Origin of the sequence: Aeromonas sp. s2 (genome assembly GCF_040907935.1) — a bacterium.
Taxonomy (GTDB): Bacteria; Pseudomonadota; Gammaproteobacteria; order Enterobacterales; family Aeromonadaceae; genus Aeromonas; species Aeromonas dhakensis.
In genome coordinates this window covers 63,427-79,090 of sequence record NZ_JBFOCR010000019.1, presented here as the reverse complement: position 1 = coordinate 79,090, position 15,664 = coordinate 63,427, and the positions used below count along the sequence as shown (strand labels likewise).

Genomic DNA, 15,664 nt, shown 5'->3' with positions numbered 1-15,664 from the left:
GGCAGCATCCTCGACACCATCCGCAGCATCTCGGAGCAGACCAACCTGCTGGCGCTCAACGCCGCCATCGAGGCCGCCCGTGCCGGCGAGCAGGGCCGCGGCTTCGCGGTGGTGGCCGACGAGGTGCGCAACCTCGCCAGTCGCTCCGCCGCCTCCACCGCCGAGATCCAGGGCATGATCAACCGGCTGCAGGAGCAGAGCGCCCGCGCGGTCAGCGCCATGACCCAGGGCCGCAACCAGAGCCTGGAAGTGGTCACCCAGGCCGATGCCGCCAACGGCGCCCTCGGCCAGATCACCGCCCACATCACCCAGATCAGCGACATGAACATCCAGGTCGCCACCGCCACCGAGGAGCAGTCCAGTGTGGTGGGCGAGATCAACCGCAACGTGGAAGACATCAACCAGCTCACCATGGAGACCGCCGACATCGCCCACCAGCTCACCGAGTCGAGCCGCAGCCTGCAGCACCTCTCCGGCGAGCTGGACAAGCTGGTCGGCAACTTCCGGCTGTAACTTTTGGCGCTCACTTCATCACCTGACAGAGGGTGCTGCGGCGCCCTCTGTCGCCACCACGGCAAGCCGTGACGCAGGCGCTTTTGCGCCGCCTCCACCGACTTCTGAAAATGCCCCATAATCAGGAAAATGAGAGGAGGAGTTATGGGCAAGCTGGTAGTGATGATAGTGCTGGGGGGGCTGCTCAGCGCCTGCAGCAGCGGACCGGTACGGGTGCACAGTGCCGATGTGAGCGTCGATGACGCCCGCATCCGGGTCAGCGATGGCAGCAGGGACGGTTACGGCACCTTCTGCCCGCCCGGCCAGGCGAAGAAGGGGCGCTGCTGACAACCAGCCGCCTGCCGCTGAAAAACAAAAAGCCGCTCGATTGAGCGGCTTTTTCATGGAGCGGGAAGAGAATTACTTCTTCTTCTTGGCCTTGGCGTTCGGTAGGTCGGTGATGGAGCCTTCGAACACTTCTGCAGCCAGGCCCACGGACTCGTGCAGAGTCGGGTGAGCGTGGATGGTCAGCGCGATGTCTTCGGCGTCGGCACCCATCTCGATGGCCAGACCGATTTCACCCAGCAGTTCACCACCGTTGGTACCCACGATGGCACCACCGATGACACGGCCGCTCTCCTTGTCGAAGATCAGCTTGGTCATGCCGTCGGAGCAGTCGGACGCGATGGCGCGACCGGAAGCAGCCCACGGGAAGGTGGCGACTTCGAAGTTCAGGCCCTGTTGCTTGGCTTCTTTCTCGGTCAGACCCACCCAGGCCATCTCCGGCTCGGTGTAGGCGATGGACGGGATCACTTTCGGGTCGAAGTAGTGCTTCTTGCCGGCGATGACTTCGGCCGCCACGTGGCCTTCGTGCACACCCTTGTGCGCCAGCATCGGCTGACCAACGATGTCGCCGATGGCGTGGATGTGAGCCACGTTGGTACGCAGCTGCTTGTCCACCTCGATGAAACCGCGCTCGGTCACGGCAACGCCGGCCTTCTCGGCATCCAGCATCTTGCCGTTCGGCACACGACCTACGGCAACCAGCACGTTGTCGTAACGAACCGGCTCGGCCGGGGCGTGCTTGCCTTCGTAGGAGACGTACAGGCCGTCTTCACGGGCTTCAACTGCGGTGACCTTGGTCTCCAGCATGATGTTGAATTTCTTGGCAACGCGCTTGGTGTAGATCTTGACGATGTCTTTGTCGGCAGCCGGAACCAGCTGGTCGGCAAATTCCACCACGTCGATCTCGGAGCCCAGGGAGGAGTACACGGTACCCATCTCCAGACCGATGATGCCGCCACCGATGACCAGCAGCTTGCCCGGAACGGTAGTCAGCTCCAGCGCATCGGTAGAGTCCCATACGCGCGGGTCGTCATGGGGGATGAACGGCAGTTTCACCGGACGGGAACCGGCGGCGATGATGGCGTTGTCGAAGGTGACGGTGGTCTTGCCGTCGGCGCCTTCCACTTCCAGGGTGTTCGGGCCGGTGAACTTGCCAAAGCCGTTCACAACCTGGACTTTACGCATCTTGGCCATGCCGGCCAGACCGCCGGTCAGCTGGTTGATGACCTTCTCTTTCCACAGACGCACCTTGTCGATGTCGGTCTGCGGGGCACCGAAGACGATGCCGTGCTCGGCCAGCGCCTTGGCTTCTTCAATGACTTTGGCGACGTGCAGCAGCGCCTTGGACGGGATGCAGCCCACGTTCAGGCAGACGCCCCCCAGGGTGGAGTAACGCTCGACGATAATGGTATCCAGACCCAAGTCAGCCGCACGGAAGGCAGCGGAATAACCGGCAGGGCCAGCACCCAGTACTACGACCTGGGTTTTGATTTCTTTACTCATCATGACCTCTTTGTCGTTCTTATATCCCCGGACAGCGCAGTCTTAAGCCAGGACAAGGCGGCTGCAGCCGTGAAAAAAACGGGGCAAGTTTACAATCCTGTTAACGAAATGAGAAGTAAAAAGGGCAGGCTCTGGGCCCGCCCTCTCACTTACAGGACCAGTCGACGGATGTCGGACAGCACGCCGTTCATGGTGGTGATGAAGCGGGCTCCATCGGCACCATCGATGACGCGGTGGTCGTAGCTCAGGGCCAGCGGCAGCATCAGGCGTGGCGCGAACTCTTTGCCGTTCCACTTCGGCTTCATCTCGGACTTGGAGACGCCCAGGATGGCCACTTCCGGCGCGTTGACGATCGGGGTAAAGCTGGTACCACCGATGCCACCCAGGCTGGAGATGGTGAAGCAACCGCCCTGCATGTCGGCAGCGGTCAGCTTGCCGGCACGGGCCTTCTTGGAGATCTCGGCCAGATCGCGAGACAGCTCCATGATGCCCTTCTTGTTGACGTCGCGCACCACGGGCACAACCAGACCGTTGGGGGTATCCACCGCCACACCGATGTGGATGTACTTCTTCATGATCAGCTTGCTGCCATCTTCGGACAGGGAGCTGCAGAAGCGCGGATGGGCTTCCAGCGCCTTGGCGGCGGCTTTCAGGATGAACACCAGCGGGGTGATCTTCACGTCTGCCTTCTGCTTCTCGAGCATCGCGTTCTGCTCTTTGCGGAACGCTTCCAGCTCGGTGGTATCAGCTTCGTCGAACTGGGTGACATGGGGGATCATGACCCAGTTGCGGTGCAGGTTCGGACCGGAGATCTTCTGGATGCGGGTCAGATCGACCTCTTCCACATCACCGAACTTGCTGAAATCGACCTTAGGCCACGCCAGCACACTCATGCCGTTGCCGTTACCAGTGCCTTGACCTGCAGCCGGAGCGGACTCGGCGCGCTTGACCGCATCCTTCACGTAGGCTTGCACGTCTTCTTTGACGATGCGGCCCTTGCGACCGGAGGCTTTCACCTTGGCCAGGTTGACACCGAACTCGCGCGCCAGACGGCGTACCGCCGGAGAGGCGTGGACGTAGGCATCGTTGGCGACGAAGTCGGAGGCGGCAGCAGCCTGGGCAACCGGCGCAGGAGCAGCGACAGCCGGAACGGCAGCAACAGGTGCAGCGGCAGGAGCCGGAGCAGCCACGGCAGCCGGAGCGGCACCAGCCACTTCGAATACCATGATCAGGGAACCGGTGGAGACCTTGTCACCCGCCTTCACCTTGATCTCTTTGACCACACCGGCGAACGGCGCAGGCACTTCCATGGAGGCCTTGTCACCTTCCACGGCGATCAGGGACTGGTCGGCTTCAACCTTGTCACCCACGGCGACCATGATCTCGGTGACTTCGACTTCGTCGCCACCGATATCCGGTACATTGACCTCTTTGGCAGCGGCGGCAACCGGGGCAGCAGCCACGGGAGCGGCAACCTGGGCCGGTGCAGCAGCAACGGCAGGAGCGGCACCAGCCACTTCAAACACCATCACCAGGGAACCGGTAGAGACCTTGGCGCCAGCGGCAACCTTGATCTCGACCACGCGGCCCGCGAACGGTGCTGGCACTTCCATGGAGGCCTTGTCACCTTCCACGGCGATGATGGACTGGTCGGCTTCAACCATGTCGCCTACGGCAACCATGATCTCGGTCACGTCCACTTCGTCGTCACCGATGTCCGGCACGTGCACGTCTTTGCGAGCGGCAGCAGCAGGAGCGGCGGCCGGTGCGGCTGCAACCGGTGCAGCGGCCTGAGCAGGCGCAGGAGCGGCAGCACCCTCGGCTTCGAAGATCATGATCTGGGAACCGGTGGCAACCTTGTCGCCCACCTTGATCAGGATCTCTTTGACGATACCGGCGGACGGGGCCGGGACTTCCATGGAGGCCTTGTCGCCTTCTACCGCGATGATGGACTGATCGAGTTCGACCTTGTCACCCACGGCCACCATGATCTCGGTGACTTCAACTTCATCGGCGCCGATATCCGGCACCATAATCTGTTTGGACATTGTGCTTTATCCTCTTGCGTGCATCCGCGTGACCGACTGCTGTCACGCGTCTCTCGCGTTAACCTTTGCAAGGTCGTGCCGGGCAGCGAGTCCCGGCACGACACTTGATCCTCTTACGCGTACAGCGGGTTGACCTTGTCGGCATCGATGCCGTACTTGGCGATGGCCTCGGCCACAACCTGCTTGTCTACCTCGCCGCGCTTGACCAGTTCGGTCAGGGCAGCAACCACTACGTAGAACTCGTTCACTTCGAAGTGACGACGCAGGTTGGCACGGCTGTCGGAACGGCCGTAACCGTCGGTACCCAGCACGCGGTAGTTTTCGGTCGGCACGAAGGCACGCACCTGATCGGCGAAGGACTTCATGTAGTCGGTCGCGGCGATGGTGGCTTCGCTGCCCAGTACCTGAGCGATGTAGGGAACGCGAGCCTCGGCAGTCGGGTGCAGCATGTTCCAGCGATCCGCGTCCTGACCGTCACGAGCCAGCTCGTTGAAGGAGGTGACGCTGAACACGTCGGAACCGATGCCGTACTCGCTGGCCAGGATCTGGGCGGCGGTGCGCACGTGACCCAGGATGGAGCCACAACCCAGCAGCTGTACCTTGGCCTTGGTGCCGGCCACGGTTTCCAGCTTGTAGATACCCTTGCGGATGCCTTCCTCGGCGCCTTCCGGCATGGCCGGCATGGCGTAGTTCTCGTTCAGAGTGGTGATGTAGTAGAACACGTTCTCCGGGTTCTCACCGTACATGCGACGCAGACCGTCCTGTACGATCACCGCTACTTCATAGGCGTAGGACGGGTCGTAGGAGACGCAGTTCGGGATGGTGTTGGCCAGGATGTGGCTGTGACCATCTTCGTGCTGCAGACCTTCGCCGTTCAGGGTAGTACGACCGGAGGTCGCACCCAGCAGGAAGCCACGGGCTTGCTGGTCACCGGCTGCCCACGCCATGTCGCCGATCCGCTGGAAGCCGAACATGGAGTAGTAGATGTAGAACGGGATCATCGGGCAATCGTTGGTGCTGTAAGAGGTCGCAGCAGCCAGCCAGGAGGACATGGCGCCCAGCTCGTTGATACCGTCTTGCAGAACCTGACCCTGCTTGTCTTCCTTGTAGTAGGAGACGATGTCGCGGTCTTGCGGGGTGTACTGCTGACCGTGCGGGCTGTAGATACCGATCTGGCGGAACAGGCCTTCCATACCGAAGGTACGAGCTTCGTCAGCCAGGATCGGCACGATGCGCTTGCCGATGGACTTGTCTTTCAGCATCACGTTCAGGGAACGCACGAACGCCATGGTGGTGGAGATTTCACGCGCCTGTTCACCCAGCAGCGGACCAAAGGCATCCAGTGCCGGAATTTCCAGCTTGGTGGTGCTCTCGCGCAGACGGGTCGGAACATAACCCTTCAGAGCGGCACGACGGGCGTGCAGGTACTTGTGCTCTTCGGTACCCTCTTCGATCTTCAGGTACGGCAGGTTTTCCAGCTGCTCGTCGGTCACCGGCAGGTTGAAACGATCGCGCAGGTGACGCACTGAGCCCAGATCCATCTTCTTGACCTGGTGAGCGATGTTCTTGCCTTCGGCTGCTTCGCCCATGCCATAGCCCTTGATGGTCTTGGCCAGGATCACGGTCGGCTTGCCCTTGGTCTGTGCAGCCTTGGAGAAGGCGGCAAACAGTTTGCGAGGATCGTGACCACCGCGGTTCAGGGCGAAGATCTCCTCGTCAGTCATGTCTTTGACCAGCGCGGCGGTTTCCGGGTAACGGTTGAAGAAGTGCTCGCGCACGTAGCCGCCATCGCGGGACTTCATGGTCTGGTAGTCACCATCCACGGTCTCGTTCATCAGCTGGATCAGCTTGCCGGAAGTGTCTTTCTTCAGCAGCTCATCCCACTTGCGACCCCAGATGACCTTGGTGACGTCCCAGCCGGCGCCGGCGAACAGGCCTTCCAGCTCGTTGATGACCTTGCCGTTGCCGACAACCGGGCCATCCAGACGCTGCAGGTTGCAGTTGACCACGAACACCAGGTTGTCGAGCTTTTCACGCACGGCAACGGTCAGGGCGCCCTTGGCTTCCGGCTCGTCCATCTCGCCGTCACCCAGGAAGGCGTAAACAGTCTGCTCGGAGCAATCCTTGATGCCACGGTCGGTCAGGTACTTCAGGAAGCGGGCCTGATAGATGGCGGCGATGGGGCCCAGACCCATGGAGACGGTCGGGAACTGCCAGAATTCCGGCATCAGTTTCGGGTGCGGGTAGGAAGGGATACCCTTGCCATCCACTTCCTGACGGAAGTTGTCCAGCTGCTCTTCGGTCAGGCGACCTTCGGCAAATGCACGGGCGTAGATGCCCGGGGAGATGTGACCCTGGAAGTAAACCAGGTCGCCACCGTCCTTCTCGTTGCTGGCACGGAAGAAGTGGTTGTAGCAGACTTCGTAGATGGTCGCGGAAGAGGCGAAGGAAGACATGTGACCGCCCAGGTCCAGGTCTTTCTTGGAGGCGCGCAGCACGATCATCATGGCGTTCCAGCGGATGATGGCGCGAATGCGACGCTCCATCTCCAGGTCGCCCGGGTAAGCCGGCTCGTCGCTGGACGGGATGGTGTTGATGTAGTCGCGATTTGCCTTGGCAGCCACGTCCACACCGCTTGCGCGGGCTTTCTCGGCCAACTGTTCAAGGATGAACTGAGCGCGTTGCGGACCCTCTTCACGCAGCAGGGATTCCAGAGAGGCAAGCCACTCCAGCGTTTCTATCGGGTCCACATCGTTCTTCAGGATATCAGACATGGCTGGTTCCTATTATGTTGTGATTGCACGGCATTGCACGGCGAAGGGCGCAAGCATTCGACAATAAAGCCTTGTGGGATTAGTTTTCCTGCTGACGGATCCGACGCATGGATCGCTGGATCCGGCTGTCTTCCCTCTGCATATCCAACAAGGTGTCCTCGATAAAGGCCAGGTGCTCATGACAAGCTGCCCTGGCCCGCTCCGGAGCCCCCGACAGGATAGCCTCGATCAGATGCGCGCGATGGCGACGGATCTTGGCGACCACTCCCGGACGGCGATTCAGAATTTCGTTATTGCGTAAAATGTTCTGCTCAAGCATGGGGCCCATGGCCCGCAGCAGATGCAGCAGCACCACGTTGTGGGACGCCTCGGCCACCGCCAGATAGAACTGGGTGACGGCAGCGGATTCGGCTACCAGCGAGCCTTGCTGGCCAGCCTCCTCGATGGCGGACTGCACCTGACGGATCCGCTCGAAATCGGCTTCCGTTCCCCGCAATGCAGCATAGTAGGCACAGATGCCTTCCAGCGCATGGCGAAACTCCAGCAGGTCGTACTGGGCTTCCGGGTGGGTGCTGAGCAGCTCGAACAGGGGATCGGCGATCCCTTTGCTCAAGGCATTCTGTACGTAAGTGCCGCCGCCCTGACGACGATACAAGAGTCCTCTTGCCTCGAGGCGCTGGATGGCTTCGCGCAGCGAAGGGCGCGAAACCTGAAACTGGATGGCCAGTTCCCGCTCGGGCGGCAACTTCTGGCCCGGCTGCAAACTGCCTTCCAGAATCATCTGTTCCAGCTCGGCGACAATGGCGTCGGCCAACTTGGGTTGAGTAATCTTGAGATAGGGCATGAGGCTGCTTTGTTAAATTGGTATTACCAATTTCATGAATGGGGCGAAAATTAGCAGAGGGCATGGGAAAAGTCCACCCAAAAGATGATCTGAATCAAGAATCAACATTGCCACTTAAGGGGTAAATAGAGGGATTTATGATTTGCCTCATAGAAATTGGTCAGACCAATATTTTTGACATGGCTCACAGGCAACATTTGATCAACAGCGAATAAAAATGGCCTGCCATATAGGCAAGCCATTGTTTTAAAAACACAAACTTATTTTTAGAATATTTACTTAAAGTTGAGTGCATGGCGATATCGCTGCCATTCGAAACTCTCACCCGGATCCGTCTTGCGCCCCGGCGCTATGTCGCAATGGCCGACGATACGATCCGCCGTGATGGCGGGATAATAACTCGACAAGGTTCGGCTGAGCCCAACCAATACCTCATACTGTGCGTCCGTGTAGGGCAGTTCGTCGGTCCCTTCCAGCTCGATGCCGATGGAGAAGTCGTTGCACGCCTCCCTCCCCTGCCAACTCGAGACCCCGGCATGCCAGGCTCTGGCGCCAAACGGCACATACTGCACCAGTTCACCATCGCGCCGGATCAGGCAGTGGGCCGAGACCCGCAGTTGATGGATGTCGGCAAAGTAGGGATGAGCCGCGGGATCGAGCCGCCCCAGAAAAAGGTCATCGATGAAGGGTCCGCCGAACTCGCCTGGCGGCAGGCTGATGCCATGCACCACCAGCAGAGAGATGTCGCTCGGGCTGGCCCGCTCGTTGTGGTGGGGAGAGGGCACCTTGCGAGCCTCCCGGCACCAGCCGGCGGCGTCGATGGAAAACGTGAGGTCAGGATGGGTCATCGGCTACTCGATACGAGTTGAGGGGAAAAGCGCGATCCGGGCCGGCATCTTGTCACCAAGCCGCTGAATCAGTGGAAAATTGTGTGTTAGGCTGGGTCATCTTTGGCTCGATATGGATGAGGTATGCAGCAAACGGCGCGCTGGTTCTGGCTACTGGCCTGGCTCTCTTTGATGGGCCTGCTGACCCTCTACTTCCACTCCCGCACCCAACCGAGCGTCACCAGCAGCGGCGAACTCCTGCTGAGGGCCGACCAGAGCGGCCACTATCGACTGGAGGGTGCCATCAACGGCCAGCCGGTGCAACTGCTGCTCGATACCGGCGCAACGCGCATCACAGTGCCGCAACGGGTCGCCGAGCGGCTCGGCCTGACCGCCCACGGCAGCAGCCAGGTGAATACGGCAGCCGGGTTTATCCGGGTCGGCAACGGCACCATCGAAACGCTGGCGATGGGACCATTGACCTTGTACGATCTGGCCATCTTTATCAACCCGGCGGCGGCTGGCGACGAGGTGCTGGTAGGCATGAATGCCCTCGGCCGGCTGGAGCTGGTTCAAAAGGAGCGGCAATTGCTGCTCAGACCTTTGCAGGAATAAAGGCATGCTACAACAGGACATCCGTCGCGCCGTGCGCGCCGCACTACTCGAAGACTTGGGCGACGCCCTCACCGCGCTGGACCAACCGGATGCCAGCGCCGATATCACGGCCCAGCTGATCCCGGCGGATCGCATCTCGACGGCCCGCGTCATCACCCGCGAAGCCGGCGTCTTCTGCGGCCAGCCCTGGGTAGATGAAGTATTCACTCAGCTTGGCGGCGATGTGCAGGTGGAGTGGCTGGTGCAGGATGGTGAAGTGCTCACCCCCAATCAGGAGCTGTTCCGTCTGCATGGCCCGGCTCGCACCCTGCTGACCGGCGAGCGCAATGCGCTGAACTTCGTGCAGACCCTCTCCGGCGTCGCCACCCTCACCGCCCGCTACGTGGCCGAGCTGGCAGGCACAGATTGCCGCCTGCTTGACACCCGCAAGACCCTGCCCGGCCTTCGCAGCGCCCAGAAATATGCGGTCACCTGCGGCGGCGGCAAGAACCACCGCATCGGCCTCTATGACGCCTATCTCATCAAAGAGAACCATATTCTCGCCTGTGGTGGCATAGCGCAGGCCATTGCCGAGGCTCGCCGGCTCAACCCGGGCAAACCGGTGGAAGTCGAGGTCGAATCCCTGGCCGAGCTGGCACAGGCATTGGCCGCTCACGCCGATATCGTGATGCTGGACAACTTCGACGTGCCCATGATGCGCGAGGCCGTTGCTCTCAATCAGGGGCGGGCCAAGCTGGAGGTCTCCGGCAACGTCACGCTGGACACCCTGGCCGAATATGCGGCTACCGGTGTCGACTTCATTTCGGTCGGTGCCCTGACCAAACATGTGCGGGCCCTTGATCTCTCGATGCGTTTTATCTAGCCGAAGGGCGTTCACCATGCCCCGTCGGGCCGGTGACATATAACAAGATGAAGGACTTGCAAAAGGCGCCATAGGCGCCTTTTCTTTAAGGCAGGATCCCTCGGCAAAGGAGTGTGAGATGGACCCATCCCCGCCAGCTAAAAAGAGTCGATAGGGGCTCTTCATCCATGATTTATATCAAATTTTTCGCAAATGACAGAAAGATTGTTAACAAAGACCCCGACCTCTGTTGCCAAGTCGGACAGCTCGGATAAGATACTGACGTGTGGATAGTTTTCCACCGGCACTTCCCAGGAACCAAGGACAAAAAGGATATTTGAAATGAAGAAACAATCAGGCTTTACCCTTATCGAATTGATGATCGTGGTCGCGATCGTCGCCATCCTGGCCGCCATTGCGCTGCCGGCTTATCAGAACTACACCAAAAAATCGAAGATGACCGAGTTGGTGGCAGCTACTGGTAGCCTGAAGACCCAAATCGAGGTCTGCATGCAAAGCTACGGCGCCGACCAATGCAACAACGGGGTTAATGCTATGCCGAGCGGGGCAGTATCTTCTGGTCGTGCTACGTTGACTTATGCTGGGACAGCCACAGCAGGCAACGCAATCACAATTACTGCGGTACCAGTCGATAATACAGTACTGGCTCCTCTTACTACCTCTGACTCTTTCATCATGACGGCATCAGCAGCAGTTCCCCTTGTCTGGACGAAGAAGTGTGAAAACCCGACAGGTACAGCTCAAACTGACTACTGCCCATAATGACATCTAGCCCCAATAGCGGCCTGGCGTTAAGCCTGGCCGCTTCTTCCCTGCTCAGTGAGTCCGACTCACAGCGCTATCTGAGCCAGGCCAAGGCGCAGCGCAAACCCTTTGTGACCTTTCTGATCGAGAACGAGATCCTCGACAGCAAGGCGCTGGCCGACTTCTGCGAGCTGGAATATGGGGTACCTCTGCTGGATCTTGCCGCCTTCGACCTGGCCGAGATCCCGCAGAAGTACCTCAATCAGAAGCTGATTGAGAAACACCATGTGCTGCCCATCTACACCCAGGGACACACCCTCTATATCGCCATGTCCGACCCGACCAATGTGTCGGCACTGGAGGATTTTGGTTTCAGCTTCGGGCTGCACACCGAGGCCCTGCTGGTCGAAGAGAACAAGCTGACCGCCGCCATCAGCAAGCTGATGGAGAACGATCAGGACGCCCTCGGCATGGAGGACATCGACGAGTCCGAGATCTCCGAGCTGGAGGTGTCTGACGAAGGGTCACGACTCGACGAGAGCGTCAACACTGCGGATGATGATGCCCCCATCGTCAAATACATCAACAAGATCATGATGGATGCCATCAAGCGCGGTGCATCCGACCTCCACTTCGAGCCCTATGAGACCAAGTACCGTATTCGCTTTCGGATAGACGGGATCCTGCATGAGGTAGCGACGCCGCCGGTCAATCTGGCCAACCGCTTCTCGGCCCGACTCAAGGTGATGGCGCGCCTGGACATCGCCGAACGGCGGCTGCCCCAGGATGGCCGCATCAAATTGAAGCTGTCGCGCAACAAGTCGATGGACATGCGGGTCAACACCCTGCCTACCATGTGGGGCGAGAAGATCGTTATCCGTCTGCTCGACTCTTCCGCTGCGCGCCTCAATATCGAGCAGCTCGGCTTCGACGATCGGCAGAAGGCGCAATATCTGCGTGCGCTCTCGAAGCCTCAGGGCATGATCCTGGTGACCGGCCCGACCGGTTCGGGCAAGACGGTGTCGCTCTACACCGGCCTGAACATTCTCAACACCACAGAAGTGAATATTTCGACCGCCGAAGACCCGGTGGAAATCAACCTGCCTGGGGTCAATCAGGTGCAGGTCAACCCCAAGGCTGGGCTGACCTTCGCCAGTGCCCTGCGCTCCTTTCTGCGCCAGGATCCCGATGTGGTGATGGTCGGGGAAATACGGGATCTTGAAACCGCCGAGATCGCCATCAAGGCGGCGCAAACCGGCCACCTGGTGCTCTCCACATTGCACACCAACTCGGCGGCCGAGACGCTGACCCGGATGATGAACATGGGAGTACCCGCCTTCAACATCGCCTCTTCGGTTACCCTGATCATGGCTCAGCGACTGGCACGCAAGCTGTGTGACCACTGCAAGGCCCCCGAAGTGGTGCCAGAGGCCGAACTGCTGGAGTTGGGGTTCACCCAACAGCAACTGGCCGCAGGCTTGCGGCTGTTCAAGCCGGTTGGTTGCAAGGAGTGTTCGGGCGGCTACAAGGGGCGGGTCGGCATCTACGAGATCCTGTTGATGTCAGAAAATATTGCAAAATTGATCATGCAGGGAGCCAACTCCATGCAGATTGCGGCTATCGCCCAGAAGGAGGGCATGCGCACCTTGCGTACCTCCGGTCTTGAGAAGGCCCGACTGGGGGTGACCAGCCTGGCCGAGATAAACCGGGTAACAACCAACTGACAGAGCCTATCGCTCAGCCGATTCATCCAGGTGCCGCCGGCCCTGGCGATTTCCATCAGGCCGAGGTTGCTTCTCTTAGCGACGAGCAAACCGGGCCCCATTGCAGGACGCAGTGATGGCAACGCTAACCCAGAAACAGAATGCCCCCAAGAAAGTCTTCGCCTTTCGCTGGAGCGGGGTGAACCGCAAGGGCCAGAAGGTCTCAGGCGAGCTGCAGGCCGACAGCATCAATACGGTCAAGGCCGAGCTGCGCAAACAGGGCGTCAACGTCACCAAGGTGAGCAAGAAGAGCCAGGGACTCTTCTCCAAGGGCGGCGCCAAGATCAAGCCGATGGACATTGCCGTCGTCTCCCGCCAGATCACCACCATGCTGTCAGCCGGCGTACCTCTGGTCCAGAGCCTGCAGATCATCGCCCGCAGCCACGAGAAGGCGGCCATGCGCGAGCTCATGGGCCAGATAGCCGCCGATGTGGAGACCGGTACCCCCATGTCCGAGGCACTGCGCCGCCATCCCCGCCACTTCGATGCACTCTATTGCGACCTGGTCGAGGCGGGCGAGCAGTCCGGCGCGCTGGAGACCATCTACGATCGCATCGCCACCTATCGGGAAAAATCGGAAGCGCTCAAGTCCAAGATCAAGAAGGCGATGTTCTACCCCACCATGGTCATCCTGGTCGCCATTGTCGTCACTTCCATTCTGCTGCTGTTTGTCATTCCGCAGTTTGAGGACATCTTCAAGAGTTTCGGCGCCGAGCTGCCCGCCTTTACCCAGTTCGTCATCGGCATCTCCCGCTTCATGCAGAACTGGTGGTATATGATCTTTGGCGGGGTTGCACTCGCCATCTTCCTCTACGTGCGAGCCTGGCGCGCCTCGCAGAAAGTCAGAGACAACACCGACAAGTTCATTCTGACCATCCCGGTGGTCGGCATGATATTGCACAAGGCCGCCATGGCCCGCTTCGCCCGCACCCTCTCCACCACCTTTTCTGCTGGTATCCCGCTGGTGGATGCCCTGATCTCCGCCGCAGGCGCCTCCGGCAACTATGTCTATCGCACCGCCGTCATGGCCATTCGCAACGAGGTGGTGGCCGGCATGCAGATCAACGTGGCCATGCGCACCGTCGATCTCTTCCCCGACATGGTGATCCAGATGGTGATGATTGGCGAGGAGTCAGGCGCCATCGATGATATGCTCTCCAAGGTCGCTACCATCTTCGAACAAGAGGTGGACGATCTGGTCGACGGCCTCACCAGCCTGCTGGAACCTCTCATCATGGTGGTGCTGGGGGTACTGGTCGGCGGCATGGTGGTCGCCATGTACCTGCCCATCTTCAAACTGGGGTCGGTCATCCACTGACCCCCAACCAATCCGGAACCCGATGTTGCTGATCACTGACGTTTTTCACAGCCTGTCCTGGCTCTATTTTTCGCTGGTATTCCTCTTCTCTCTGATGATCGGCAGTTTTCTCAACGTGGTGATCCATCGCCTGCCCATCATGCTGGAGCGGGAGTGGCAGGCCGAATACCTCAGCTATTTCAACCCAGAGACACAACTGCAGCAGGAGGAACGCTACAACCTGATGGTGCCGCGTTCTGCCTGCCCCCATTGCGGCCACGCCATCACGGCCATGGAGAATATCCCCCTGCTCAGCTGGCTCTGGCTCAAGGGTCGCTGCCGTGAATGTCAGGCCCCCATCTCGGCCCGTTATCCGCTGGTGGAGCTGCTGACAGCTCTGCTCTCGCTGGTCGTCGCCGCAACATTTCCACCGAGCTGGGGCTTGCTGGCCGCCCTGCTGCTCACCTGGGTGCTGGTGGCGCTCACTTTCATCGATCTGGACAAGATGCTGCTGCCGGATCAGCTGACCCTGCCACTGCTGTGGGGTGGCCTGCTGTCCAATCTGGCAGGGGGATTCGTTCCGCTGGCCGATGCGGTGATCGGTGCCATGGCCGGCTATCTGGTGCTCTGGAGCCTCTACTGGGCCTTCAAGCTGCTGACCGGCAAGGAAGGGATGGGCTACGGCGACTTCAAGCTGCTGGCGGCGCTGGGGGCCTGGCTCGGCTGGCAGGCCCTGCCCATCGTGTTGCTGCTCTCCTCCCTGGTCGGCGCCATAATAGGGATAAGTCTCATCCTGCTGCGTAACCATCATCAGGGCAAACCCATCCCTTTCGGGCCCTACCTGGCCATCGCCGGCTGGATCGCGCTGCTGTGGGGCGATACCATCACCCGCTGGTACCTCACGACGTTTCTCTGATCAAAGGCAGCACTGACCCATGTATGTAGTCGCAATTACCGGCGGGATTGGCAGCGGCAAGACCACGGTTGCCAATCAGTTTGCCGAGCTGGGCATCGAAGTAGTGGATGCGGACATCATCGCCCGCGAGGTAGTGGAACCTGGCACCCCGGCCCTGGCCGCCATCGCCGCCCATTTTGGCGCTGACGTCATCGCCCCCGATGGCCGGCTCGATCGCCGCCAACTGCGTGAGCGGGTCTTCACTGACCCGCAGGCCAAGGGCTGGCTCAACGCCCTGCTCCATCCCCTCATTCGCAGCGAGATGCAGCGCCAGTGTGCGGCCGCGCGATCCCCCTATTGCCTGCTGGTGGTGCCCCTGCTGGTGGAAAACCGGCTCACGGCACTGGCCAACCGGGTACTGGTGATCGACGTGGACGAAGCGACCCAGATTGAGCGTACCTGTCGTCGGGACGGCGTGAGCCGGGAGCAGGCTGAGGCCATCCTGGCCGCCCAAGCGAGCCGGACCGAGCGGCTGGCGGCAGCCGACGATGTGCTGGACAACCAGAACGGCACGCCCGAGGCGATAAAGAGCCGAATTTTCGCGCTGCACGAGACATATCTGGCATTTGCCTCTCAACAAGCCCGCCAACTGTGA

General features: G+C 60.3%; 14 protein-coding genes. 9 read left to right on the top strand and 5 right to left on the bottom strand.

The annotated features are described in order from the left end of the window. Positions 1–513, top strand: a 513-nt coding sequence (locus AB5Y81_RS15720; RefSeq protein ID WP_368146729.1) for a methyl-accepting chemotaxis protein, incomplete at its 5' end; no start/stop codon positions are given. 144 nt (positions 514–657) lie between these two features. After that, positions 658–840, top strand: a complete 183-nt coding sequence (locus tag AB5Y81_RS15715; RefSeq protein WP_005305619.1) for a hypothetical protein — start codon at positions 658–660, stop codon at positions 838–840. A 72-nt stretch (positions 841–912) separates the two neighbouring features. Here the strand turns inward: AB5Y81_RS15715 and lpdA are convergent, their stop codons facing one another. From lpdA to ampD, 5 genes are all read right to left on the bottom strand, one after another. After that, positions 913–2,340: a dihydrolipoyl dehydrogenase gene (lpdA, locus tag AB5Y81_RS15710; protein WP_005305622.1), complete on the bottom strand. Its 1,428-nt coding sequence runs from the start codon at positions 2,338–2,340 to the stop codon at positions 913–915. Between the two features lie 149 nt (positions 2,341–2,489). Further along, positions 2,490–4,388: a pyruvate dehydrogenase complex dihydrolipoyllysine-residue acetyltransferase gene (gene aceF, locus AB5Y81_RS15705; RefSeq protein ID WP_279485219.1), complete on the bottom strand. Its 1,899-nt coding sequence runs from the start codon at positions 4,386–4,388 to the stop codon at positions 2,490–2,492. A 113-nt stretch (positions 4,389–4,501) separates the two neighbouring features. Beyond that, entirely contained in the window at positions 4,502–7,162 is a 2,661-nt protein-coding gene (gene aceE / locus AB5Y81_RS15700; RefSeq protein WP_279485218.1) for a pyruvate dehydrogenase (acetyl-transferring), homodimeric type, read from the bottom strand. Between the two features lie 79 nt (positions 7,163–7,241). Then, the gene (gene pdhR, locus AB5Y81_RS15695; protein ID WP_005305630.1) at positions 7,242–8,006 is read right to left on the bottom strand and encodes a pyruvate dehydrogenase complex transcriptional repressor PdhR; all 765 of its coding nucleotides are present in this window, start codon (positions 8,004–8,006) and stop codon (positions 7,242–7,244) included. 275 nt (positions 8,007–8,281) lie between these two features. After that, positions 8,282–8,854, bottom strand: a complete 573-nt coding sequence (ampD, locus tag AB5Y81_RS15690; RefSeq protein ID WP_279485217.1) for a 1,6-anhydro-N-acetylmuramyl-L-alanine amidase AmpD — start codon at positions 8,852–8,854, stop codon at positions 8,282–8,284. A 123-nt stretch (positions 8,855–8,977) separates the two neighbouring features. On the opposite strand from ampD, the gene AB5Y81_RS15685 reads away from it, so the two are divergent. From AB5Y81_RS15685 to coaE, 7 genes are all read left to right on the top strand, one after another. Next, positions 8,978–9,448 carry a TIGR02281 family clan AA aspartic protease gene (locus AB5Y81_RS15685; protein ID WP_017779055.1) on the top strand — a complete coding sequence of 157 codons (471 nt, stop codon included), beginning with the start codon at positions 8,978–8,980 and terminating at the stop codon, positions 9,446–9,448. Positions 9,449–9,452: 4 nt separating this feature from the next. Then, complete coding sequence (gene nadC, locus AB5Y81_RS15680) at positions 9,453–10,310, top strand: carboxylating nicotinate-nucleotide diphosphorylase (protein ID WP_010635962.1); 858 nt, start codon at positions 9,453–9,455, stop codon at positions 10,308–10,310. A gap of 321 nt (positions 10,311–10,631) precedes the next feature. Next, positions 10,632–11,072 (top strand): prepilin-type N-terminal cleavage/methylation domain-containing protein, encoded by a 441-nt coding sequence (locus tag AB5Y81_RS15675; RefSeq protein WP_010635961.1) that lies wholly within the window; start codon positions 10,632–10,634, stop codon positions 11,070–11,072. Continuing rightward, positions 11,063–12,778, top strand: a complete 1,716-nt coding sequence (tapB, locus tag AB5Y81_RS15670; RefSeq protein WP_279485524.1) for a PilB family type IVa pilus assembly ATPase TapB — start codon at positions 11,063–11,065, stop codon at positions 12,776–12,778. Before AB5Y81_RS15675 ends, tapB begins: the two co-directional genes overlap by 10 nt. A gap of 115 nt (positions 12,779–12,893) precedes the next feature. Beyond that, positions 12,894–14,135: a type II secretion system F family protein gene (locus AB5Y81_RS15665; protein ID WP_216988919.1), complete on the top strand. Its 1,242-nt coding sequence runs from the start codon at positions 12,894–12,896 to the stop codon at positions 14,133–14,135. A 22-nt stretch (positions 14,136–14,157) separates the two neighbouring features. Beyond that, positions 14,158–15,030 carry an A24 family peptidase gene (locus AB5Y81_RS15660; protein WP_017779053.1) on the top strand — a complete coding sequence of 291 codons (873 nt, stop codon included), beginning with the start codon at positions 14,158–14,160 and terminating at the stop codon, positions 15,028–15,030. A gap of 19 nt (positions 15,031–15,049) precedes the next feature. Next, complete coding sequence (gene coaE, locus AB5Y81_RS15655; protein ID WP_017766418.1) at positions 15,050–15,664, top strand: dephospho-CoA kinase; 615 nt, start codon at positions 15,050–15,052, stop codon at positions 15,662–15,664.